Source organism: Candidatus Kaiserbacteria bacterium (assembly GCA_017134395.1).
Taxonomy (GTDB): domain Bacteria; phylum Patescibacteriota; class Minisyncoccia; order Phycocordibacterales; family UBA2100; genus UBA2100.
The window spans coordinates 73,717-98,047 of the sequence record CP070993.1 but is presented as its reverse complement, the minus strand read 5'-3'; the positions used below and the strand labels follow the sequence as shown (position 1 = coordinate 98,047).

Genomic DNA, 24,331 nt, shown 5'->3' with positions numbered 1-24,331 from the left:
CAGTGAGCATCTTTTGGCACTTATCCAAAGAACGGTATGTAGTCAAAAATACCACATGCTACAATTGCCACATGAACGTCAGCTCATTGGTAGATACTATTTTCAGAATACTAACGAAGAAAGAAGTTCTTATCGCGCTCGTAGTGATAATACCGTTAGTTATTGCCGGAAGCATATACACAACTACGCAAAATACAGAAGGAGTCGTGTATCCGGTAGTTCGACAACCGCTTGAACAGCAAGTTCTTTTTAGCGGTGCGGTTATACCCCAAACACGAGTTATTCTCTCTTTTGAGCGCTCGGGGAAAATTGAGAGTCTGCCGTATACCGTAGGTGACACTGTGATGAGAAACGGTATTATCGCGTCCCTTAATGCCGACGCTGCAACTGCGGCATACCAACGCGAGGTCGCTTTGTTAGATTCAGAAAATGCAATCCTTGACGAATTGCTTGGAGGTAATCGAAGTGAAGAAGTTGCAGTGGTACAAGCACAGCTTGAACAAAGCAACGCACTGCTTACAGAATCAACTGAAGGGCTTGTGGCGGCAATAATTAACGCTGTTACTGTTGTCGATACCGCAATGGAACGTACGGCTAAACCTTTGTTTAACGACCCCGACTCAAACACTCCAACAATCAAATACACAACAACCAATCGCTCACTTGAAATCGAATTAGAGAATGAACACCTGCAAATGAACGCGCTGCTCAAATCTTGGAAAAATGAAGTTTCGGTTTTGAAGAAATGGCAATCGTTTACTAAAAGCGAAGGTGCCCGCAACATAAACAGTGCCCTTTCGGTACAAAACCTTCTTGGTGCTGCAATTGCTGCTGTATTTGATACTACCACTGAGCCTGACTTTGCGGCGCTGGCACAGACTGCAAGAAATAATCTAGTTCGAACAACTTCGTTCTTTCAAGATCTGGGTACATATACTGGCGTTTTGTCCCTCAGTAGCAATCTCTCCCAAACTGACATTAATACCTATGTTGCGAACGTGAGCATAGACCGAGCAAATATACAAACAGCTCTCGCATCTTTGTCTACAAAACGCGAAGCCTATATCTCAGCCCAAACGAGCCTTGCAGTGAGCACACAAGAACTCGACCTTTCAAGCGCCGGGCCGCGTATCGAAGACGTTTCAACACAGCGTGCAAAAATACGAGCACAAGAATCAGCAGTTCAATCCGCTGCAGTGGAACTTGATACGCATGTACTCAGAGCCCCCTTTAACGCTATTGTAACTGAGCGATTTGTGGAAAAAGGCGAACTCGTCACGACTGGAACCCAAGCGCTCACACTCGATGCCGATGGAACGTTTGAAGTTGAAGCACGTGTGTCTGAACTTGATGTTGTCCTCATTGAAGAAGGTATGGTAGCAGATGTTACGACAGACGCGTATGGTTCAGACATTTCCTTCCCTGCAACACTGACACGCATTGATCCAGCAGAAAGTATTGTTGATGGTGTCGCAGGATACGGAGTTACATTAACTCTCGGAGAGGATGCAAATATACTTAAAGCAGGGATGACAGCGAATGTGTCGATAAATGTGGTACTCAGCGAAGACGCACTTGTCATTCCAGCTGGGCTCGTCGAGCGGACAGCCGAAGGAGCGTTTGTGTATGTTTTAAGAGATGGAAAGAGAACACGAACTCCTGTGACCTTAGGGCTCGAAACAATTGACGGACTCGTAAATATCCTCACCGGTGTTGAAGAAGACGATCGTATTGTTCCGTATGAAGAAACAAGAAACTAGTGAATTCTTTAATGCGATTCGTATTGCATTCTTTCTTGCAATACGCTACGTAACACAAACTACTAAGTGGCAGACTATTCTTGTTATTTTTATAATGACACTTACCTTTCTCAATCTCGTTGTCGTCAGCGGCATCTTGGTTGGTCTTATGGATGGCTCCTTGGTTGGTTATAAAAAATACTACGCTGGTGATATTCTCATATCCAAATCAGCTGAGAAAGACTATATCGAACGTGCAAATGCACTACGTACAATACTGGATGCGCAACCACAGGTGACTGCTTACTCAACCAGAGTTATTGAAGGAGGAACACTCGAGGCAAACTTTCAAAAATCCGTATCACAACCAAACATTCTTCCCGATCGTGTCGGCGTATCAGTCACAGGTATTAACATTGATGATGAACGCCTCGTGACCGACCTGCCGAACGCACTTGTTGAAGGTTCCTTTATTACTGAGAGAGATACCACTGGCGTTGTGCTCGGAGCACGGCTCTTAAATCGCTACTTCCCTGCTGAAACAGGTTTACAAACAATATCGGGGATATTTCCGGGCGATAAGGTTCGCTTAACTGTTGGCGATGCATCACGAGAGTTTATTGTGCGAGGAATTATAAAAACAAAAGCAGGTCCAATGGATACACGTGTTTTTATGCTTCAAAGCGAACTTAAATCCATGCTCGGACGCCAAAATGATACAACAGACGAATTCGCCGTACGCATTGCGCCTAATGCAAATGCTGAGGCAGTCCAAGCCCGCATTCTCGCGTATGGTGTTGGAACAAATTCTCTGATACGAACAACCGAGGAAGCCATAGGGGAATTTCTCGATGAGATTCGCGATACGTTTAATGCACTTGGAAACATAATCGGAGGAATTTCTGTTGTAGTTGCTTCTATTACTATATTTATCATTATCTTCATCACTGCTATTACCAAGCGAAAGTATATCGGCATCCTTAAAGCAATTGGTGTCTCAGAGTTCGCTATTGAGCTTTCGTACATTTTACTCTCGATTTTCTACGCGCTTATCGGTATCACCTTCGGTCTGCTTATCTTATACCTCATCCTTTTACCCTATTTTAGCGCTAACCCCATCGACTTTCCTTTCAGTGACGGGATTCTGAGTGTCACTACAGAAGGTACATTTATTCGTTCTGTAGTTTTACTGGTAACGACTATCATTGCTGGATTTATACCTGCTCGCATTATTGTAAAACGTAATACCCTTGATGCTATTCTTGGTAGATAATATATATGATTAAAGGAACAAACGTAAAAAGAGTATATACAAAGGGTGCAGTTGAAACACATGCACTTCGTGGCGTCGATATAGAAATAAAAAAAGGCGAGTTTGTTGCCATAGTCGGTAAATCCGGCGCCGGAAAAAGTACACTTCTATACCAGCTCTCCCTTCTTGATACACCTACAGCAGGTGAGATATATATCGACAACACAAACATAGCTGAGTTGACAGCAAAAGAACGTACCAACTTTAGGCTTAATTACCTCGGGTATGTGTTTCAAGACTACGCGCTTCTTCCTGAGCTTACTGCAGAAGAAAATGTACTCCTTCCATTAATGATGCAGGGCTACACAATCGAGGACGCGCAGAAGCGTGCAGTTGAAGTACTGACCCGACTTGAAATGAGCCATCGAACATCATGGCGTCCAAGCCAACTTTCAGGAGGTGAGCAACAGCGTGTCTCTGTTGCACGTGCCATCGCTCACACACCCTTGATTCTCTTCGCTGATGAGCCAACCGCCAACCTCGACAGTGTCACGTCTAAGCAGCTACTTGAGTATCTGGAAGAACTTAACCAAGCAGGGCAAACTATCGTCATGGTGACGCATGAGCTTGAATATGCACAACATGCACATCGCGTTATTGAAATGTCTGATGGAAAGATAATTAAAGAGACCAACGGTACAAAATAGGTCATTCTACTCATGTTATTATTCTTTATATAGTAATCTAAGTTATAAAATGTATGAAAACCCTTAAATGCGATCTTTGTGAAGTAACAGCAGATGGCGAAACGTTCGAAGAGTGGATGAATGCTCTAAAGCCTCACTATGGAGAAGCTCATGCTGAAGTTATGAGTGACCCAAGTAAAACAGAAGATGATATGAAGAGATGGATGACTGAAAACAAAGCCCGTTTCGAAGCTTCAGACTAAGTATCATTTTTTCTAGAAGCATCCTGATTTCCAGTATAACCATTGAATTAGTTAGAAAATCAGCTATGATGCATGGGAATTAACCAATCAAATTAGTATGGCAAAACGAAGCACTGGAGTAGAAAAAGGAAAGAAGTCACATTCACGCAAGACAGCAAAACGTCTTGAAATCAAACGTTTGATGCTAGAGAAGAAAGCAAGTAAAGGAAACCGCACCAAAAGCAAATAGCATTCTTTATTTGAGTACATAAAAGCCCCAGAGTTAGCTCTGGGGCTTTTATATTTATATATGCGAGTGTGTGGATTCTTGAGCCTCTAAAACACCTTTACCTAAAGACGAAAGAAAATGAACTGCAAGGAACGTAGTAATAGGCACGGCACTCACAAGCCCAATACTACCTACTAGTGCCCGTAGTATTTCTGTTGCAAATACCTCAGTGTTTATAATATTTAACATACTACTTTCTGAAAAAGAGAAGAGGAGCAAAAGTGGCAATGCTGCACCAGTGTAAGCAAGTACGAGAGTGTTCACCAATGCACCAACATGCTCCCTCCCAACCCGGAGAGCTTTTCTATAAACATCCCATTTAGTAAGTTTACTGCCTGAAGAAAACAATTCACGAACAACCGCAACCTGTGTTATTGCAATATCATCAAGAACACCTAACGCACCTATAATAATTCCAGCAAGTAATAAACCTACAAAATCGAGCTGCCCTCCTGTATTTAAGTTGAGATACGTACTTTCATCAGAAGAAAATCCTGTAAGGCTAGTTATTTCTACAGAAAAGTAAGCAAGAATCCCAGTAATAGCAACAGCAATAACGGTTCCTACAAAAGCGACTGCAGAACGTTTGTTGAATCCGTGTGTAAAGAAGACAGCAAAGAATAGTACCAAAGAAGCAACGAAGACACTTATTGGTATTGGCGAGTAACCTTTCACCAAAGTCGGTACAAGTATAAACAAAATAACAAGAAGGCTACCAGCAAGTGACAGAAGCGAACGGAATCCCTGCATGCCGCCAAATAGAACAATAACCGCAATAAAAAGCGCTACGATAAATCCTATTTGTATTCTTCTGTCTACTTCTCTAACAGAATAAAATTCGGTCTCATTAATAGTAATTAGATAATTCAAATAGAAAGTATCACCTTCATCAAGTTGAATGTAATCATTCTCGAATGTTATAACTTCGCCAGATCTCTCCCCTTCAATTAATTCAACAGATATAGTTTGGACTGTACTCTTTACATCAGTACCTGGAACTACAACGGATTCCTCTTTCAGTACTTCAGTAACAGTTGCTCGCCACACTCCTTGAACATCTTCTTGTAATACTTGTGCAGATGTAATTTGAGCTTGAAATACAATACAAAGTAAAATAACAAAAAGAGTAGTCTGTATGTATACTTTATTAATAATCATTGTAATAGTTTAACTACATTTTTTACAAATCCCAAAGAACTCAAGCACGTGGTTATCAATTACATTAAACCTCTTTGACTGTCGGGCAATGGAAGCTTGGACGTCATCCATACACATCGGAACATCTTCTTGAATACCACAACTAGTACACACTATGTGATGATGGTGCTTTTTTTGAAGTTCGTAGTGTACTTTACCTTTCCGCAAATCGGTTTGATACACAATGCCACTTTTAGAAAATTGTCTAAGCATTCTATATAAGGTAACAAAATGGATATCAGTACCTACCAAACATTCAATTTCTTCGATAGACATTGGGTTGCGTGCATTAATGAGTATCCCAAGAACCTGTACTCGCCCTTTAGTTTTCTTGAGACCGCTTCCTTGAAGAATCCGCTCAACCATTATTTTATTACCCCCTACTTGCATATTCATATCGACCAGTATATCATAATGCTAATTATTTGCATTTAACTTCTGTGTCAAAATATTCTGATACGAAGATAATAAAAATTAAAATATATGATTATTGAATTAGTAGGTGCCTGTTTGCTCATTATGACAGCGTCGCTTGTTGGGAAAGTGTCGGTGTGGAAAGTAGCAGGTGCATTTATTGAAAAGAACTTAGACTATCTTGTGAGCTTTGCTGCTGGTGTGTTTCTTATACTGGTGCTGTTCCTTTCACAAGAGGTTGTCAGTGAAGCTACAACACCGATAATAGGATTGGTTTGGATTATTTCTGGATTGATTCTTGTTTGGCTTATAACAAAGTTGATTCCAGAGGGTCACTATCACTACCACGCAGATGAAGAAAATTTTCCTAAGCGCATTGATGCGAGAAAAATGCTCGTTGGAGACACTCTTCACAATACTGGTGATGGCGTATTGCTTGCGGTAGCATTTACTACAAGCCCATTACTTGGATTCGTAGTTGCGCTAAGTATCTTTATTCACGAGCTTGTACAAGAAATATCTGAGTTCTTTATTTTACGCCATGCAGGATATAGCACACGTCACGCTCTTATAATTAACTTCGTGACGTCATCAACAATTCTTGTTGGTGCAATTGGTGGATATTTCCTATTTGAACAGTTCTCGTTCCTTGAGATACCTGTTCTAGGGTTTGCCACAGGTGCATTGTTAGCATTGCTTATGCAAGACCTCATCCCCCACTCATTCCGCCATGCCCGTGAAAAGAAATGCGCTCCAAAGCACATAATTACGGCTCTATTGGGCATGGCACTTATGTTTGGTGTATTTCAAGGAAGTCAGTTCCTGTTAGGAGAAGAAGCTCATAGTCACGGCGAAGAAGTACATACGGAAGAGAGTCACTCTTTTACTGATGATCATGAAGACCACGGGGATGAAAGTGAACATAATGAAGATCACGAGAGCGAAGAACATGGAGATCATATTCACTAAACTGAAAATATCTAAACTGTGTCGACAATTGTATTCGCATGTGTTATGGTTCTTGCAATCAAATGGTAGCTGTAGGAGAGTCTAGTTAGTCGAACACTTGTCGTACAGAGTTTAAATTTGGTGTTTTACAAAAATAGCTTCTTTACAGATGCAAAAAGGAACAATTGCCCGTCTTACAGACCGTGGTTTTGGATTCATTGCTCAAGAGGGTGAGGAAAAAGATCTTTTCTTTCACGCAAACGAGCTACAGAATGCAGAGTACAACGATCTACGTGAAGGCGACGAAGTAACTTTTGAAGTTGCAGAAGGTCAAAAAGGACCAAACGCTGTCAACGTCAACAAGGCGTAAGCCTTAGAACAAAAAACACCCCGCTCACGCGGGGTGTTTTTTGTTACCTATTTAATTTCTCTTGACTCTCTATACCTTAAACAGTAGTATCAAAAGGCTCAACAAAAGGAGGATCCGTTATGCGATCACGAGCAATTCTCGGGTTTGCCAGTGCATTGGCACTGACACTCTCCGTTTCCACTGCCGGCGCAAGCCTGCAGGAAGAAATCGTTGAAGAACCGGCAATGACTCCGATTCCTTCTCAACAAGAAGAAATCGAAGTCGCTGCTGTGTGCTATGTGCGAAACAGCTACGGTGGCGTGTGGTACTGGAATCACTGGGACCCAACGTTTGCCGCGAATCAGGCGATGCACCTCTGTCGTATCAATACTCCGCCTTCTGGGCGTTGCTATCACGACGGCTGTCGCTAAGGAAGCGTTGCACATCTTCTACAATCAACAGAACAGGCAGCGATGTGAAATCGTTGCCTGTTTTCTTTTTATTTTTTCTTCTTACGTTCCGTTTCTGTAAGATACTGCTTTCGTAGACGAATAGCATCTGGTGTAACTTCAAGATATTCATCAGTGCGCATAAAGCCCATTGCCTTCTCGAGTGTTAAATCAAGTGGTGGTGTAATCTTAATGTTTTCATCTGATCCAGAGGCACGCATGTTTGTAAGCTGCTTTCCTTTGGTAGGGTTTACCATCATGTCTTCACCTTTTGAGGTATTTCCTACAACCATTCCTTCATATACCTCGGTCGTAGCTCCAATGTAGAGAACTCCACGCTCTTGCAGGTTAGCTAGAGAGAAGCCGAGTGCTTTTCCAGCTGCCATTGAAACCATAGAGCCAAGCTCTGTCTTTTGGATTTCCCCAGCATGTGGTCCAAAATGACTAAAAATTGAAGTCATAATTCCTTCTCCTTTTGTATCAATAACTAATTCATTTCGATATCCAAGCAAACCTCGTGTTGGAACCTCAAAAGTAAGTCGCACTTCACCGTGTTCTGGTACCATACCTGTCATTACCCCACGACGTTTTCCAAGCTTCTCAATAACCGCACCAGAGAATTGTTCTGGTACCAAAATACTTACGTCTTCATACGGTTCGTGTTTCTTTCCTTCAACTTCTTTAAAGATCACTTCTGGTTGTGATACAGCGAGTTCGTACCCTTCTCGGCGCATGTTTTCGATAAGAACGGCAAGGTGAAGTTCTCCACGTCCATATACTTTCATTCGTCCTCCTTCATTGAATTCAACACGAAGACCAACGTTGATTTCAAGCTCCTTCTCTAATCGCTCTCGAATTTGACGCCCAGTTACATACTTACCCGAACGTCCGGCAAATGGTGAGTCGTTCACAAACATAAACAAAGATATTGTTGGTTCATCAACAGTAATCGCAGGAAGCGCAGTTCCCCCCTCTTCGTTTAAAAGTGTTTGTCCAATGAAAATCTCAGGGATTCCGGCAATCATAACAATGTCTCCTGCACTTGCTTCACTTACCTCTTTCTTTTCAATTCCCTCAAATGTGAATAGTTTTACAATCTTTCCTTTAAATTGCTTTCCTTCTGCATCTTTTATAAATAATTCTTGCTTATCTTTTACAGTACCGTCGTAAATACGAGCAATACCCATACGCCCCAGGAAGTTGTCGTAAGCAAGGTTAAACACTTGTGCCGAAAGCGGCTTATCCTTCAGATTATCACCTGAGGCCGCAGGAACCTTTTCAAGAATGACGTCGAGCACCGGGTTAAGATCTGTTGCATTGTCATCCATGTTTCGCTTTGCAACACCATCACGCCCAATTGCGTAAAGGGTTGTAAAGTCGAGCTGTTCGTCTGTAGCGCCAAGATCTAGGAAGAGTTCGTATACCAATTCTTCTGCCTTATCTACATCAGCAGCTGGCTTGTCAATTTTATTGAGAATAAGAATCGGTTTAAGCCCAAGCTCGAGCGATTTCTTCAATACGAATTTAGTTTGAGGCATTGGCCCTTCTGCCGCGTCCACAACAAGCAATACAGAGTCAATTGAACGTAGTACACGCTCAACTTCTGAACCAAAATCGGCGTGACCTGGAGTATCAAGAATATTAATTTTTGTGTCCTTATAGTACACACTGGTGTTCTTTGCGTAAATAGTAATTCCGCGTTCCTTTTCAAGGTCATTGGAGTCCATTGAAACACCCTCCTTAACGGTTCCTGTTTGCGCAAGAATAGCGTCAGTAAGTGTTGTCTTACCATGGTCAACATGGGCTATTATCGCTATATTTCTAATTTCCATATAAAAAGTTATTTAATTGTATGTAATCCGAATGTGGTCAACGTGGGCGACCAGATTTTAAAGGAGTCGCGACGACTATTAAAATCGAAGTACTCTTGTGGTGCAATTATTGCAATGTTTCGTATTTCCATAAATGTGACGTGTCTGGCAAATAAAAATACCGCTTCTGCGGATTAGTGCGAATACTATACCTCATATATGGCTTGTTTTCAATGGTCTAGTATATATAAAAGCCGCGTCCCGAAGGGGCGCGGCTACTTTTGTTTGTATTATTCTCCGCTCTCAAAGAGAACCAGTCTTGCACCTGCTGCAATAGGTGCAAACAGGAAAATAGTCATAATGATCGACTCGTAAGCTTCAAAAGATTGAGCATAAGCGTCACCCAGCAAATACTCAACCAAGATGGCAACTGCTGCCACGATAGAACTAAGGAATATTCTACGTGGAAACCTTCTACGATGTACACCCTGTACAAAGTAGATGACAACAGTCATCCAGCCAATTGCAGAAGCAACCAGAAAAATGACGAGTCCATTTTGATCAAGTCCGAAAAGCCCCTTGGGAGTCATGAAAACACCTAAGCAGATGATCCATAGCGCTAATCCAAAGATTCTCCTTACTATAGACATAGTATTCTCCTTCCAGAGATTCCAGGTAACGAAAATAATGGTTCTAAAAAAATCCTACTCCTGTAAAGTTTTGATGTCAAGCAAAGAGAAACTTATTGTGATTGTTCAAATTCCTGCAAAAAGATTTCGAATTGATCATGGTTCATAGCCCTTCCATAGCGATTTCGTAGATTGAATCCACGATTAAGACGAGTGCTAAATTTCTGAGTGATGAAGTCAAAGGTAACGTTTAATTGATTCAAATATTCAGGGTTAGAATAAAGTCTATTAATAAACTTCTCTAGCTCTTCTTTTCGTACATCATCTTCCTTTGTAAGCCTTACTGCGCTGCGTCTTTGTTCGAGAGCACCTTTTATTTCTTTTAATTGCGCACTTGATGCTGTATCAAGATTTACATTTGTTAGAGTCCTCTCCATCTCCCTGTGTCCCAAATACGCCTTCATGCCTTCGTTGATGTTTTGAAGCGCAACATCTTTAGACATTCCTGTACCTATGAGTTCAGTAGGTATTGAGTCTCTCTTCCTCTCTTGAAGCATTGCTTTTATTTCTTCACGCAATGAATTTGAAGAATTTACTTCCGAAGTATCCAGTAGTTTTTGCCATAATTCATTGTAAGTCTTAAGTAGAGGTGTTTGGATATTATGGTTAGGAACAAATGTGTACTTACCATCTGAAATCTCCTTCCAGATATTAGATCCGGCCAATTCTTTTGCTATAGCGTCTTTAGTAGATTTGTCTTTATCAGAAAGTCCTGATGTAAATATAGCGCTAAGTTGCACCGACTCTTCCGCCACAATCTTCTTATTGCCATCTTTAATACGCAAACGCAAAGAAACACCGTTTGTGTCATTTGTGATGTTCTTCTCAATTCTATACGAGCCAAATTCTTTCCTCATAGCTTCCGAAAATCCATCTGTGGTTTTCTCAATTATCTCTTGAATGAATTTCATTTGCTTGTCAGCCTGTTTCATTGTCTCTTTGTCTATTCCCTTCTCTTCAATAGAACGAGCGCCTTCAAGTCTTTTTAAAAGGCTTGAAATGTAACCATCGAAACTATCAAAAGGGGCTTTCAAACTACCTTTACTCTGCATATCGAGCAGGCTTTTAATCCTACCCTCTATTGTCTTACGTGGCATAACTTTTAAGCCACCTGAGCGGAAGGCTCCACCAATTTGTTTCTCAACCTCTAAAGTACGCCCAAAAATTGGGTTATCTTCCAGTTCCCTATATAGACTCTCGATACGTTTAGTTCGCGTCTCTACTTTACCTTGTTCAATTTCTAGCCTTCTATTTAAATCATCTAGCACACTCCCATCTCCTGCAGAAAAAATGAGATCTTTCCACTCTTCGTCATGCAAATGTAAGTTGTCACCTTCCATTTTACTTGCCTCATGAGGTAATAATTCTGTTGAGTTTTGAATACTGCGATTACCAAAAATGCCCCCTTTAAGTTTCTCAAGTAGAACTTCATGTACTTCGATACTAGAAATAGATCGTCGATTCTGCTCTGTAAGTACAGCAATTTCGCATACTCGCTTGTCTTTCAATGGATTTATCTCTTTCGGCTTGAGCCAACGTTCACCTTTCTTATGCTTTCGTTTGTCTTCAGCACCGTCGACTTTATTAAAGTGTCCGAGCACAGCACCCCACCCTGGGAACAGCTCGTCTATTACCTTACCACTATTCTTTGGTGACTTAAGTGCGTAAAGGAAATCAGAATACCTGTTACTTGTATCAATCTTCCTTAAAAACGGCCCCCGAGCGATTGCTTTTGCAATGAACCCCATTTTCACAAATTCTTTATGACCTACACTACGTAATGCGCGCTTAACTTCAACATCAGTTACATCTTCAAAAGGAAAGGGAAGTTCAACCCCATTCTTTTTTTGCTGATTAACGATTTGACGATATTTTGCTATTTGTTTATTTATCTGCTTTGTGAAAGCTTGTACTATTTTTTCTTCTGCTTTCTCAATTCTCTCTACCTGCTTACTTCCATGAGCATTCTCCATCTCCTTCAAGCGCCCAGCTGCAGCTCCTAACATAGTTAGAAGTGCTATAAATTCTATCGAGAGAGCCAAGGTAGCGTTCTTAAGTATTTCGAATGCCACCATAGATTGTCGTTCTTCTTCGCTTATATCAGATCCATATCTCCTAGCAACAATTTCATCAATCTCGTTTCTAGGATCCAGCAAGTCAGTAACATTTTCTATTCTCTGATCAATGTCACTTAAGTCGCTCTCTAACTCAGCCTCCATATTATCCATTGATCCGCCGACTTCAACATCATCAGCTGTTATATTATTCGTAGCATCTTGAATAATTTTAGCTAACTTTTTGATTTCGGTGAAATCAAGATTAAGTGGTGGTGGAGAAATTGATATTTCACTTACGTTAACATTTCTCCCGTATATAGATTTAAAACCATTTGCAACAATAAGACTAAGCTCCTCTGCTGGATTAGCAAGTTGTTCATTATATTGCTGAGCTATATCTTCAGCGTTACTCTCGAGAGCATTTAAGCGGTACGGTATTTCTTTAGGATCAACAGGCGGTTGGAATTTCGCAAAAGTACTATACAAAGAGTCCAAAATGTTCATAGATGCTGTTAATCTTAAGACTCTTGTTAGTTCACTACGCTGTTCCCCAAACTCCTCAAACATACCTAGTGCATTGTTTTGAAACTTCATTACAAGAGCATTCATAACAAACTGAGGATTCTCCATCTGATCGTCCGTAAGATTTAATTCATGTCTTTCTGCAAAGGCTCGTATTTGTTGGCGCGTTTGTGCAATTCCTGGCGTTATTTCGCCTGTGGTCATGGCCTCACTTCCAGTCAAGGCTTCCGCATCGTTTACAGAGATACCCACTAGTGCAGCGAGTGACAACGCCTTGGGACCTAGACCAGCAGTAGATGAATATGGGATACCCCAATTTTTTGCCTGTGCTTGCGCATCTGCATCACCAGCTTCAGCACGTACTGCAATTTCCATTCTATGTCGTAATTCGGTAGGAATCTCTGCTACGTCATTTAAAAGAGCAAATTCTTGAGTATCTCCTATTCCAGAAGGAACGATTGAAGAAATCCAACTAAATAACTTCGATGCAGCGCTCTTACCCGGAGTTTGTTGTGTTACCTGGTTTAATTCATTTTCAATAGCAGCTCTATGTGGTTCAATAAGTGCCGCTATGTCTTGTGCTCGCTCAACACTTCTATCTGCACCTACTAGTGCCAGAAAGATGGTGAAGGTTGAAGCACCAGTAACTAATCCTCTAAATGGATAACTTACAGGATGTGCAGCGATAGCTTTCCCAATTGCACCTATTTTAGTTTTAGCCTCAACTAATGCCTGTTCACTTTGCTGCTTAAAAATATACGACTGGCTCGCGAAGACAGTAAATGCGGCCAAAGCTGCGGCGCTCCATGCAGTAAAGTTACTACTTGGAGTGATCGTAAGTGGAGTAGCCATAGCTGCTGCAAGAATAAAAGATGACGCTGCAACAAGAGAACTTGTTTCCATGACGGTAGTACCCATTTCGATACCTCGTGCTACCCCTGTCTTACCAGCCAAGACTTGCCCTCTGCGCAAAAAAGGAATCGGTATTCCAAGAAGTTTGTGTGGTGCCATGTTCTGCTGAACATACTTTGGCATTTTTCTTAAATCCTCTTCGAAAAGCGATACCACATTATCCATTTGTTCAGCCACTTCAGTAGCTGCAGCTTTTCTGCTATTTGCTCGAGGAGTCCCTCCTGGCAACTTACGTACCCACTCTTTCATATCTATAACCACACGCTTAGCGTCAGGCGTACCATCTTTCATTGTCTTGTTTATAGCTGTAATGAGGTTACCCATCTTTTCTGCACCTTCTGCATCAAGGTCATCAGGCGCAACACCCTTCTTCTTTTTTGTTGTGTCTTTTGGAGTACTTACAAGAGCTGCAATTTGAGCAACAGATTGGCCGAGCGGGGCACTATTTAATTTGTTTTCGAATTCCTTAAATAGCTTATATCCCAGCTTGCTATCATCATTTACACTAATCATCTCCTCTCCCTGTGGTGCTATGTGCTTCCACGCTATCAATGCGTACGCACGCTCAATAACCGATTTAATTCTCTCTCTGTTGTCTTCAACATAACTGCCAGCACTAGAACTTTCTAACAATTTCTTAAGTATATCCTCTGATGCATCTTCTGAAATTATTATGTCAGGAGTTGCACTTCTGGGTATCTGTTCCACAAAACCAAGAATCTCTTTCAATGGACCCTTTCCTTTTAATGCTTCAAGAATCTGTGTATCTGACAGGTGAGCAACTGAAACAGCTTCAACTGAATCAGTCGAAGCAGTGCTTAGTTTTTCTGAATTTGCCATCATGATGTATACATATTTACGTTACATGCATTTTAGCATGATGCATATTATAAAAAGACATAACTACAACGTACTGGGTATAAAATAACCATGTATAAGTATGCTTGTGTTAGCATACGTTTACATGTTCCCCGCTTCGTACATTCCAACACAATTTAAGTCATACCTTCCTTTTGTGCCAACTGCTGCACTAGTATTTGGATTCTTTTTTGACCTTCTTACACTAAACCAACCGGACGCTCTATTTGAGAATATAGTGATTATTGGATACCTCCTCCTGAGCGCCATAACAATGCTCCTGCTTCAGGCGCGTAAAAATACAGAAAGCACCAATAAACGCTTGGTGCTTTTGAGCATTCTGCAATTCAGCTTTGGTAACCTTGCTAGCGGATTGATGATTTTGTACGCACACAGCGGCACCTTTGCAGGAAGTGCTATTTTTATCGGAATGTTAGCCCTTCTTCTTCTGAGTAACGAGTTATTCCGAAAACGCTACGCTCGCACACATGTGCGTGTAACCATTTGGTTTGTGCTACTTCTTACTTACAGTGGTCTTATTGTACCAATACTCCTAAACAGAATCGGCGCAATGGTTTTTGTAGCCAGTGCCTTACTCGCCCTAATGATAACGTACGCTTATATTCAATTACTTTCGTACGTAACTCAAGAATCGTTCGAGAGAGCACGACGAAATATCATTATTACAGTAGTCGCCATCACTCTTCTTTTTTCCGGTTTATATTTTTCGAATCTCATTCCACCGGTTCCATTGTCTCTTAAACACATAGGTATATACCATTCTGTTGTGCGCACTGGAAATAGCTACGCTGCAACATACGAGGCTCCACGATGGTTCGAGTTCTGGAAAGATACGAGTGCTTCGTTCAATAACGAATCAGATTCCACTACTTTTTGCTTCACTTCCGTATACGCTCCAACAAAACTAGCGACAGATATTCGACACCGCTGGGAAAAATATGACGAGATAACGGAGACTTGGGCTACCATAGCGCGGATACCTTTCCCTATTACTGGTGGCCGTAAAGACGGCTTTCGTGGATACACGCAAACTTCACAAGTTGATGACGGAACGTGGCGCTGTAGTGTAGAAACGGCGCGTGGCGCACTTATCGGACGTACTGTATTTGAAGCACAATCAGGAACGCCTACATTACGCTCACAAGAACTTTAACGATAGTGTGATGATCTTTCTTGTTCGATTCTTCGAGCCTTCAGAAGTGCTTCCCGAGGAGTTATCTCTCCACTAGTTAATGCACTACGAATAGCTTGTAACTGATCTGACTCAGAATCTGCAGGACCCATAAGAATCTGCTGCTCTATACCTGCAATCTCAACTAGTACCTGATTTATTGTTAATTCTTTTTCTGTGTTTTCCATAGTGAAAATCCTACCACATTGAAATTATTAGCGTGTATGCAATTATTTAACTATGAAAGAAGGGGTTCCCAAAAAAGTACTCGAAGCAATGGAGCGTGGTGATGAAAAACATCTCAAAAACATGCGTAAAAAGGGCGGGCGTACACGAGCACGAAATAGAGATGAAGAAAAAATTTGGAGGAAGTATGTCTCTGGAGAACAACAACGAAACGAGGAAGAGCGAGTACTAAGAGAGAGTACTAATGAAGATACTCACCCTATCGACTAACCTACCAGTCTATTTCCTTTTTACCTCTAGTCTTTAGGTATTCATTTGTCTTACTAAAATGCTTGCACCCAAAAAAACCTGAATGTGCTGAAAATGGCGAAGGATGTGGTGCGCTTAAAACAAGGTGTTTTTTTACATCAATATTCTTGCCCTTCTCTTTTGCGTAGTTCCCCCACAATATAAATACAAGTCCTTTACGCTCGTCAGAAAGTTTCTGTATCACTTTATCTGTAAACTCCTCCCAACCCTTCTTTTGATGACTTCCCGGTTTAGATGCACGAACGGTAAGTGTTGCGTTTAATAGTAAAACTCCCTGTTTCGCCCATCGTTCTAAATCACCTGTTTTCTCGACCTCCTTACCGAGGTCGCCCTCTAGTTCTTTGAATATATTCCTAAGCGATGGTGGCGATTTAACATTTTCATTTACCGCAAAACAAAGACCGTTAGCTTGCCCATCACCATGGTAAGGATCTTGTCCGAGTATTACTACTTTCACTTTTTCAAAAGGACAGAGGTCAAGTGAGCGAAATATATTTTCCTCGTCCGGATACACTTCTGCATTACTATATTCAGAATTCACAAACGCAGTAAGTTCTTTGTAATATGACTCGCTAGATTCTTCAGCAAGATGCTTTTGCCACCCCTTACTTAGTACAGATATGTTCATATAAAAATAGTATAGTCTGCGCGTACCGAGTGCACAATTTAAAACGCCTCACTCTCGTGAGGCGTTTTAAATTATTTACGGAAACAATCGCGACATTTAAGGTTGCCAGTGTCTCGTGGTTCAAATGGCAAGCTTGTTATAGCTCCTCCACAATCAGCACATGACCAGTTACCTTCAAACATCTGACGGTCGCTTCCACCGGCTGGGCTATCACTCTGGCGCTTCTTGTGACAGTCGCGGCACATAAGTGAACCCTCTCGTGCTGGATCTGGCTGGAATGGAAGCTCTGTAATTGCAGCTCCACATCCACCACATTTCCAATCACCGGTGAACATTTTTCTTTCGTCGTTCATTTTGAAATGATTTGTTGCTAGTAGTATGTCTCCAGTTCGACTCGATTGCTGCATACTAAAACTCTGCAAACAAACCACACGTGAAAACCGTCTAAACAATAGCATGTATGATATACTGCCGCATCATGGAAACACTAGCACTGGAGATAACTAATTTACATAAATCATACGGGGACACTGTCGCTGTAAATGACCTTTCTCTTACTGTTCCGAAGGGTGCTTTCTTGGGACTTCTTGGTCCAAACGGTGCAGGAAAATCGACAACTATCAATTGTATAGTTGGTGTGAATAAAATCACCAGCGGAACCATTAAGACTTTCGGATTAGACGTAGAAAAAGATTACCGCGAATCGCGAAAGACACTTGGCATAGCTCCTCAGGAATTTAATATCGACATCTTTGGAAAGGTAGATAAGCTTCTAGACTACGCAGCTGGATATTATGGAATGAGAGCCTCTCAACGAAAAGAACGTATTGAAGAACTGCTCACACAATTCGACTTACAGAAACATCGCAATAAACCATTTATGGATCTTTCTGGCGGCTTGAAACGTCGAGTTATTCTTGCGCGTGCACTTGTACACGATCCTGAGCTTCTTATTCTAGATGAGCCGACTGCAGGAGTGGACGTTGAATTACGACGAGAACTTTGGAGCTACCTGCAACAGCTCTCCAAAGAAGGTAAAACAATTGTTCTTACTTCTCATTACCTTGAAGAAGTCGAGCTTCTAGCCGACCGATTCGCATTTATTTCCGACGGAAAAATAATTGCGCAAGGTTCAAAAGAAAAGATGCTTGCAGGTGGTAAAAAACTTGAAGATGTCTATCTTGAATTAACGGGTAAAAAAGATGTTGTATGAACTGGGTAGGATTATATACATTGATGCGCCGAGAGATCGAACGAACATTTCGTGTTGTTGTTCAAACTATCTTTAGTCCACTTATTTCTGCCACACTATTTGTGTTCGTATTTGGATCGGTTGTTGGTGCACGAATTGATGAAATTGGTGGTGTTTCGTACATTATTTTCGTTTTCCCAGGTATTTTAATAATGAACGTACTTACCTCATCGTTCTCTCAGGCTTCTAGCAACGTATACTTTGCAAAATGGGCTCGCACAATTGAGGAGTTACTAGTATCTCCACTTTCTTACTTTGAGATAATGTTTGGAACAGTACTGAGCGCCGTTGCTCGTGCACTTACTGTGGGAGTGGTTATCTTGCTGGTTGGAATGCTCTTTGGTGCTGTAAGTATGTATAGTCTTCCTTTATTTATTTTCTACATACTTGGTATATCAATAATATTTGGTCTTCTTGGAATAATTACTGGACTTGTAGCAAAAAGTTTTGAGCAACTAAACATCTTGAGCACATTTATTATTATGCCTTTCTCTTTCTTAGGAGGAATGTTCTACACTCTTGATATGCTCCCACCTATTGCTCAAAAAATAACTCTATTAAACCCATTCTTTTATTTTGTAGACGGCGTACGTTATGCAATGACAGGTATTCATGATGCAAATTTAATAGCTGGTGCGACACTTATAGTTACCCTAATAGTTGTTCTCGGCTTCTCTGTGTGGAAAATATTCCAAACAGGGTGGCGCATTAGAGAATAGATGTTATTCACAGTATAATGCTCTCATGGCATGGAGAATAATAATCGCATTCCTTCTTTCACTTATTGCGTTTGCCTTATGGGCTGCTACAACGCAAACAATTAATGAGCCTCATACTCTAGGTGGTGAGTATACAACTGTTACAAATGTTATAGACGGAGACACTATAGTTGTTTCAAATGACAAGAAGGTTCGCCTTATCGGGATTGATGCGCCAGAATTAACAAGCAGCACTCAGTCGGACTGCTTCGCGATTGAATCAAAATCCCGAGCTCAGCAATTGCTTCTTAATAAACAAGTGCGACTAGTGGCTGATATTTCTAACGTAGATAAATATGAACGATTGCTGCGATATGTATATATAGATGACCCTCTTTCTTCAATTCACGAAGAAACATCAATTAACGAAATTTTAGTACATGAAGGCCATGCGGTGGCTAAAGCATATCCCCCCGATACCGCACTTAGCGAGACACTGAAAGAACTCGAGCAGAAATCAAAGGAGCAGAAATTTGGACTTTGGGGTTCATGCAAATAAAAAAGGCGGCCTAATAGGTCGCCTTTTAAATATTGTACTGCAGATCTCAACGAATGGTTACACGTTTACTTGGAGCATCACCCCGTGTAAATACGAATTGCCAAAGTTGCAAGTGTCGAGCTCGAAAGAGTCCAGCACTACCGCGAAGATATAGCTTCCACATGCGATAAAATCGCTCATCGTATTCTTGAGTAAACGATTCACTGCGCCATGCACGGTTAAAGTTTTTCCACCACTCCATGAGTGTTGTATCGTAATCTTCTCCAAAACTGTGCCAATCTTCAACAATGAAGCGTCCTTCGATCGCTTTAGTAATCTGTGCAAGTGAAGGCATCATCCCGTTAGGGAAAATATACTTATCGAACCATGGGTCCCCACAAGTTTCAGAAGTAGCCATACCGATCGTGTGAAGCAAGAACGTACCTCCGGGCTTAAGCATTCGATCAGCCACTTTCATAAATTCGACGTAGTTTTTGTAGCCAACAGCTTCAAACATACCGATAGAAACTATATGGTCGAATTGCTCTCCGTCGAGTTTCCGGTAATCTTGTAAAAGATATTGTACTGGAAGCCCTTGTGTGCGCTGCTTTGCAACCACTAATTGACCTTCAGATACTGTTGCTCCTGTGACATTGACGTCGTAATTTTTTGCTGCGAACTCTGCGAATGAACCGAAACCGCAACCTATATCAAGCACCCGATCACCAGGTTTTAAACCTAGTTTCTCACATACAAGATCAAGCTTATCAAACTGCGCTTGATCCAATGTCTTGGCTCCTCGACCATAGTACCCACATGTGTAGGTCATACGCTCATCAAGCATCGCACTGTAAATCTCCGGATGAAGATCGTAGTGCTCTTCCGCAACAGCGAACGCACGCGCTACTCTTTGTGCATTTCTTATTTGCGACAGTAGTGCAAACTTAACGAGATTGGTTGCAGACAGACTTCTGCCAAACATGCTTTTAACAGCATGCGAAACGAACGCATCAATATCGTTCGCGTACCACCACCCATTCATGTACGCTTCACCCATACCAAGAGTACCTCTGAGTATTGCTTTATAAGTACGCTCGTCACAGATATGAATATCGTGCTTACCATAGCCACCAACAGTTATACCGGAAGCATCAAGCGACGAAACTATTTTCGATTTCAACATTTGTAGCACTCCTTTATTCAGTTGTTAAGACACTATTCTAACAAGCACCTTACATTGTATTTATGTAGGTTTCAAGAAATTTTGCCTCTGTTTAACTAACTACAATGTGAGCATTTACAGCCATATGGCTTGATGAATTCATCTACATATTCTTCGCCGTAATCGTATCCTAACTCATCTCCTTCTTCTATATCTTTTAGTGCATAAAACTTGATTTCGCCAGCTTCTATTTCTGCCTCCACATTTGGATCACATAGGTGGTTCATATAGCGTGCAATATTGTCCCTCGCTGCTCCATCAATAGTGTAGTTGTCATCAATTTCAAAAAGATACCGTGTCAGACGTGTTTCTGCTTCAGCTGCACTAATTAGCTCTCCCTTGTATTCCACAATAAACTCCCCTTTCTTTATTGGACGTGATGCAAAAAGTCCGAGCCCCATTCCCGCAGCTGCTCTCTTAACTTTAAAACTTTTTTGTTCTTTACTCATATAATCTGTACTATAATAAGCACAATGGATATTTTCACAAGTGCAGCTGCAGCAAGTACTGATTCTTCTCTATGGGAAATACTTTTTTATGGAATTGTAGTCATTTTTCTACTCTATAGTGCAGTACTAATATTTCACTGGTTTTCATTTAGCATGCGCCCACGAACCGCAATTGGTGTAACCATACTATATGTAACACTCAGTGTAGTATTCCTTATCTTTATGACCACAAGTTTCTTTACTCTCATTTCACTATAAGTATGAAGCACATCGTATTACAGAAAAATATTCACATGCAGCCAGATGAAAAAATGCTTCTTGTGGTACGTAAGCATTGGTTCGTACAAATGATTGAAGCCCTTCCTGTAATCCTTGTTGGAATAGTCCCGTTTATCCTCGTTATATTTCTCGCTCCTTATATATCAGTACACCCAGCACTTGCCACTTTCCTTACAGCAGTATGGCTTCTTGTTATTTGGATGATGATATTTACTATATGGACCAACTATTACCTAGATATTTGGATAGTGACTGATAAACGGATTATCAATATCAATCAACTCCACTTGTTTCGCAGAGAAGTCTCTACACTTCGTATTGAGCGTGTGCAAGATATAAAGGTAGAAACACATGGCTTCTTTGCAACCCTCTTTAGCTTTGGAAACCTTCAAGTACAAACAGCTGGACCAGAAGCAGCTTTTTACCTAATTGAAGGCATCCCGCATGCAAGCCAGGTACGAAACTCCATCCTAGAGCGTGTTGATATGGTAACCGAGCATAAGAGTGAGCTAGAATACAACACCGAAGAACGTCCACCAGAAGGAGTCTAAATTTACTCTGTTCGTCCGAGTTCTTTAGCAATTTCGTATCGCTGGTAGACTTCTTCGTATCGAGCATACAAAACTGCTGGAGCATATTTATTTGCAGTAACTTGAGATACTCCTCCTTGATTCCCGAAAGTACCATATCCCTCTGAAAGAGTAGTAGAATTATTCTCGCGTATAACAGCTGGAGAATTACCCTTCTCTCTTTCCTCTATATAAACTTGGGCAGCTGAAGCGAAGTCTTTTTCAGAAACCTCTTTCATAACCTCTATGACAGCCTTGGCAGGAACATCTCCAAACATTGGAGTTTTTATTTTGTCAGCATATTTTTCATATGCTTTCTCTACGTCCTTCTCTTTTTTACTCTTGGTATCTGAAAGTACTTCGCGTGCAATATCATCTTGAAGTTGTTTATTTTTATCTGCGTCTTTTGTTTTCCAGAACCAATCTCCTACATCCGAAAGAGTATCTTTTGCACCATTCCATACTGCACTAACTCCAGAACCTGAATGTGCAGCATCGTACGGTTTGTCATAGAAGTGCTCCCCGTCACTTGTATACCTTTCGATTCCGTATGCATCAACTATTTTAGCTATCTTTGTTCCGTTCTCATCTGGCCATGTATCAAAATCGTATCCTCCAGGTTTAACAGCATCTAACCCAGTCGCAGCAAAAGGATCTTCTTCTTCAAAATCAAAATCCGTTATCCCGTCGTCTGCATCAGAATTATCTCCAGGGAGTATATTTATAATTTTCTCTTTTGCCTCTACAACCTTATCTTTAACTACATCAACAGCACTCAAGGAACGCTCCTTTAGAATATCGTTAATTGCTTCTACTATTTTCCCAACAACATACTGAACTTCTTCAGCATCTACACCATCTTCCGTATTTATTTCATTCTCTAAACCAGCAAGCCGATCGCGAACTTCAGCTTCAATCCCCTTTAAAGAGTCTATATCAATTCCTATTTCATCCTGAATCTGATTTCTCCCTTGGTGTGCTTCCGGGTTATTAGACGGACGGACTGTTACAGATGCACAATGTTCTGGAATGCCACTACGTTGTAAACAAGTACTCGAACATTCCGAAGGTACTCCTGAACCACTATACCCCCCATACAACTGACAAGAATGTGCTACTCCCCCTAAATTACTACATTCAGTACCTCTTGTTACATCTGCAGTGACAAAACATTCGTAATACTCAGCAGCATTACCTTGAGAAGGTAGGGCTATTAAAAAAACTAAAGCTACAATTAGATAAATCTTTTTCATAATTAAATAGTATATAACCTTAAGCAATTAGCAAGACAGAACTATGCTTTTTTGCTACTATTGCGTTTAATGAAACTCTCAACTGACAGCTACAAAGGAGTACGCGATTTTTATCCACGCGATAAATTTATCCACGACTACATTCTTAATACATGGGCACAGGTATGCGAAGGATTTGGATACGAACCTTACGCCGCTTCTATACTAGAACCTTCTGAGTTATACAAAAGCAAAACTAGCGACGAGATAGTGAACGAGCAAACGTATACGTTTGAAGACAGAGGTGGTCGTGAAGTAACGCTACGACCTGAAATGACACCTACCGTTGCTCGCATGGTTGCACGACAACAACGAGAGCTTGGTTTCCCATTACGTTGGTACTCAACACCAAACTGCTTTCGATACGAGCGTATGCAACGAGGACGCCTCCGAGAATTCTGGCAACTTAATGCAGACCTTTTTGGCCTCTCTGGAATAGAAGCTGATTCTGAAATAATTACTCTCGCAAACTCCTTAATGAAAGCTTTTGGTGCTTCTAATGAGGATTTCGAAATTCGGCTAAACGACCGACGTGTATTTGATAGCATCTTTGACGAAGCAGATATTGATGCAGGAACTCGTAAAGGTATTGTGTCGTTACTGGATCGACGCGCAAAGATAGACAACTTCGAAAGCGAGCTAACAGCACTTACTGGCGAGAAAGCAACTATTTTATTAGAACTTCTAGACAGTGCAGCAAGTAACGTACTTCTTGAAGAACTTCGTGAACGCCTTAAAGGACTTGGGATTGAGAATGTCGTTATAGATACTTCTATTACAAGAGGCTTCGATTACTACACAGGTATGGTTTTCGAAGTGTTCGACACTTCTCCAGAAAACAACCGCTCACTATTTGGTGGTGGTCGCTACGACAATCTCTTAGAAATATTCGGAACCGATAAAATTCCAACGGTAGGTTTTGGCATGGGAGACGTTACTATCAAAGATTTCCTTGAAACACATAATCTTCTTCCTGAATACGTATCACCAACAGACATAATGCTTTGCGTCCTTGATGAGTCAGCGGCCCAATTTTCTGACTCTGTTGCACAAACACTTCGAGAACAAGATATGAACGTTGCAGTAAACTATTCGTATAAAAAAGCAGGTGATCAAATAAAGATGGCGGATAAGAAAGGAATTCCTTTCGTAAGCTGTATTGGCAAACAAGAAATGGAAAGCGAAACTCTTACAGTAAAGCACCTTTCTAGTGGCGACCAAAAAGAACTACCTGTCGACGCTGTTGCTGATCACATATTTACACAAGAAATCTAGCCACACCTAGTGTGGTATACTCTCGCAC

At 41.1% G+C, this 24,331-nt stretch carries 26 protein-coding genes; 15 read left to right on the top strand and 11 right to left on the bottom strand.

The window, feature by feature from the left end:
* Positions 1–71: 71 nt before the first annotated feature.
* From JXR01_00470 to JXR01_00455, 4 genes are read left to right on the top strand one after another with little or no spacing between them, the layout of a single operon-like run.
* Positions 72–1,760 (top strand): efflux RND transporter periplasmic adaptor subunit, encoded by a 1,689-nt coding sequence (locus tag JXR01_00470; GenBank protein QSH39476.1) that lies wholly within the window; start codon positions 72–74, stop codon positions 1,758–1,760.
* The gene (locus JXR01_00465) at positions 1,741–3,012 is read left to right on the top strand and encodes an ABC transporter permease (protein QSH39475.1); all 1,272 of its coding nucleotides are present in this window, start codon (positions 1,741–1,743) and stop codon (positions 3,010–3,012) included. The genes JXR01_00470 and JXR01_00465 overlap by 20 nt, the downstream gene beginning before the upstream one ends.
* 5 nt (positions 3,013–3,017) lie before the next feature.
* Entirely contained in the window at positions 3,018–3,698 is a 681-nt protein-coding gene (locus tag JXR01_00460; GenBank protein QSH39474.1) for an ABC transporter ATP-binding protein, read from the top strand.
* 53 nt (positions 3,699–3,751) lie between these two features.
* Entirely contained in the window at positions 3,752–3,940 is a 189-nt protein-coding gene (locus JXR01_00455; protein QSH39473.1) for a hypothetical protein, read from the top strand.
* 283 nt (positions 3,941–4,223) lie between these two features.
* Here the strand turns inward: JXR01_00455 and JXR01_00450 are convergent, their stop codons facing one another.
* Together JXR01_00450 and JXR01_00445 are read right to left on the bottom strand one after the other, a co-directional pair.
* Entirely contained in the window at positions 4,224–5,366 is a 1,143-nt protein-coding gene (locus JXR01_00450) for a YibE/F family protein (GenBank protein QSH39472.1), read from the bottom strand.
* A 9-nt stretch (positions 5,367–5,375) separates the two neighbouring features.
* Entirely contained in the window at positions 5,376–5,801 is a 426-nt protein-coding gene (locus tag JXR01_00445; GenBank protein QSH39471.1) for a transcriptional repressor, read from the bottom strand.
* Positions 5,802–5,888: 87 nt separating this feature from the next.
* Between JXR01_00445 and JXR01_00440 the strand changes: the two genes are divergently transcribed.
* From JXR01_00440 to JXR01_00430, 3 genes are all read left to right on the top strand, one after another.
* A complete protein-coding gene (locus JXR01_00440; GenBank protein ID QSH39470.1) occupies positions 5,889–6,788 on the top strand; it encodes a ZIP family metal transporter in 900 nt (299 codons plus the stop codon).
* 148 nt (positions 6,789–6,936) lie between these two features.
* Positions 6,937–7,137 (top strand): cold shock domain-containing protein, encoded by a 201-nt coding sequence (locus JXR01_00435; protein ID QSH39469.1) that lies wholly within the window; start codon positions 6,937–6,939, stop codon positions 7,135–7,137.
* A 119-nt stretch (positions 7,138–7,256) separates the two neighbouring features.
* Positions 7,257–7,547, top strand: a complete 291-nt coding sequence (locus tag JXR01_00430) for a hypothetical protein (GenBank protein ID QSH39468.1) — start codon at positions 7,257–7,259, stop codon at positions 7,545–7,547.
* Positions 7,548–7,615: 68 nt separating this feature from the next.
* On the opposite strand, the gene typA is transcribed toward JXR01_00430, so the two are convergent.
* From typA to JXR01_00415, 3 genes are all read right to left on the bottom strand, one after another.
* Positions 7,616–9,397: a translational GTPase TypA gene (typA, locus tag JXR01_00425; protein ID QSH39467.1), complete on the bottom strand. Its 1,782-nt coding sequence runs from the start codon at positions 9,395–9,397 to the stop codon at positions 7,616–7,618.
* A gap of 269 nt (positions 9,398–9,666) precedes the next feature.
* Entirely contained in the window at positions 9,667–10,026 is a 360-nt protein-coding gene (locus JXR01_00420) for a hypothetical protein (protein ID QSH39466.1), read from the bottom strand.
* Positions 10,027–10,118: 92 nt separating this feature from the next.
* Positions 10,119–14,399, bottom strand: coding sequence for a hypothetical protein (locus tag JXR01_00415; GenBank protein QSH39465.1), 4,281 nt, complete (start codon positions 14,397–14,399; stop codon positions 10,119–10,121).
* Between the two features lie 97 nt (positions 14,400–14,496).
* Between JXR01_00415 and JXR01_00410 the strand changes: the two genes are divergently transcribed.
* Complete coding sequence (locus JXR01_00410) at positions 14,497–15,588, top strand: DUF2914 domain-containing protein (protein ID QSH39464.1); 1,092 nt, start codon at positions 14,497–14,499, stop codon at positions 15,586–15,588.
* Here the strand turns inward: JXR01_00410 and JXR01_00405 are convergent.
* The gene (locus JXR01_00405; GenBank protein QSH39463.1) at positions 15,585–15,794 is read right to left on the bottom strand and encodes a hypothetical protein; all 210 of its coding nucleotides are present in this window, start codon (positions 15,792–15,794) and stop codon (positions 15,585–15,587) included. The two genes, JXR01_00410 and JXR01_00405, sit on opposite strands and share 4 nt — an antisense overlap.
* A 52-nt stretch (positions 15,795–15,846) precedes the next feature.
* Here JXR01_00405 and JXR01_00400 point away from each other — a divergent pair, with 52 nt between their 5' ends.
* Positions 15,847–16,062: a hypothetical protein gene (locus JXR01_00400; GenBank protein ID QSH39462.1), complete on the top strand. Its 216-nt coding sequence runs from the start codon at positions 15,847–15,849 to the stop codon at positions 16,060–16,062.
* 1 nt (position 16,063) lies between these two features.
* Here the strand turns inward: JXR01_00400 and ung are convergent, their stop codons facing one another.
* The gene (ung, locus tag JXR01_00395) at positions 16,064–16,729 is read right to left on the bottom strand and encodes a uracil-DNA glycosylase (protein ID QSH39461.1); all 666 of its coding nucleotides are present in this window, start codon (positions 16,727–16,729) and stop codon (positions 16,064–16,066) included.
* A 71-nt stretch (positions 16,730–16,800) separates the two neighbouring features.
* Positions 16,801–17,136 carry a hypothetical protein gene (locus JXR01_00390; protein QSH39731.1) on the bottom strand — a complete coding sequence of 112 codons (336 nt, stop codon included), beginning with the start codon at positions 17,134–17,136 and terminating at the stop codon, positions 16,801–16,803.
* Positions 17,137–17,207: 71 nt separating this feature from the next.
* On the opposite strand from JXR01_00390, the gene JXR01_00385 reads away from it, so the two are divergent.
* From JXR01_00385 to JXR01_00375, 3 genes are read left to right on the top strand one after another with little or no spacing between them, the layout of a single operon-like run.
* On the top strand, positions 17,208–17,942 hold the full coding sequence (locus JXR01_00385; protein ID QSH39460.1) for an ABC transporter ATP-binding protein: 735 nt from the start codon (positions 17,208–17,210) through the stop codon (positions 17,940–17,942).
* Positions 17,939–18,700 carry an ABC transporter permease gene (locus tag JXR01_00380; protein QSH39459.1) on the top strand — a complete coding sequence of 254 codons (762 nt, stop codon included), beginning with the start codon at positions 17,939–17,941 and terminating at the stop codon, positions 18,698–18,700. The genes JXR01_00385 and JXR01_00380 overlap by 4 nt, the downstream gene beginning before the upstream one ends.
* Before the next feature lie 25 nt (positions 18,701–18,725).
* A complete protein-coding gene (locus tag JXR01_00375; GenBank protein QSH39458.1) occupies positions 18,726–19,238 on the top strand; it encodes a thermonuclease family protein in 513 nt (170 codons plus the stop codon).
* Positions 19,239–19,284: 46 nt separating this feature from the next.
* Here JXR01_00375 and cfa read toward each other — a convergent pair whose 3' ends face one another.
* Both cfa and JXR01_00365 read right to left on the bottom strand, forming a co-directional pair.
* Positions 19,285–20,400 carry a cyclopropane fatty acyl phospholipid synthase gene (gene cfa, locus JXR01_00370; protein QSH39457.1) on the bottom strand — a complete coding sequence of 372 codons (1,116 nt, stop codon included), beginning with the start codon at positions 20,398–20,400 and terminating at the stop codon, positions 19,285–19,287.
* A gap of 95 nt (positions 20,401–20,495) precedes the next feature.
* The gene (locus tag JXR01_00365; protein QSH39456.1) at positions 20,496–20,888 is read right to left on the bottom strand and encodes an SET domain-containing protein; all 393 of its coding nucleotides are present in this window, start codon (positions 20,886–20,888) and stop codon (positions 20,496–20,498) included.
* A 24-nt stretch (positions 20,889–20,912) separates the two neighbouring features.
* On the opposite strand from JXR01_00365, the gene JXR01_00360 reads away from it, so the two are divergent.
* Both JXR01_00360 and JXR01_00355 read left to right on the top strand, forming a co-directional pair.
* On the top strand, positions 20,913–21,146 hold the full coding sequence (locus JXR01_00360; GenBank protein QSH39455.1) for a hypothetical protein: 234 nt from the start codon (positions 20,913–20,915) through the stop codon (positions 21,144–21,146).
* 2 nt (positions 21,147–21,148) lie between these two features.
* Complete coding sequence (locus tag JXR01_00355; GenBank protein ID QSH39454.1) at positions 21,149–21,718, top strand: hypothetical protein; 570 nt, start codon at positions 21,149–21,151, stop codon at positions 21,716–21,718.
* 2 nt (positions 21,719–21,720) lie between these two features.
* Here JXR01_00355 and JXR01_00350 read toward each other — a convergent pair whose 3' ends face one another.
* Positions 21,721–22,989 (bottom strand): hypothetical protein, encoded by a 1,269-nt coding sequence (locus JXR01_00350; protein ID QSH39453.1) that lies wholly within the window; start codon positions 22,987–22,989, stop codon positions 21,721–21,723.
* 69 nt (positions 22,990–23,058) lie between these two features.
* Between JXR01_00350 and JXR01_00345 the strand changes: the two genes are divergently transcribed.
* Complete coding sequence (locus tag JXR01_00345) at positions 23,059–24,303, top strand: histidine--tRNA ligase (GenBank protein QSH39452.1); 1,245 nt, start codon at positions 23,059–23,061, stop codon at positions 24,301–24,303.
* The last annotated feature ends 28 nt before the right edge of the window (positions 24,304–24,331 follow it).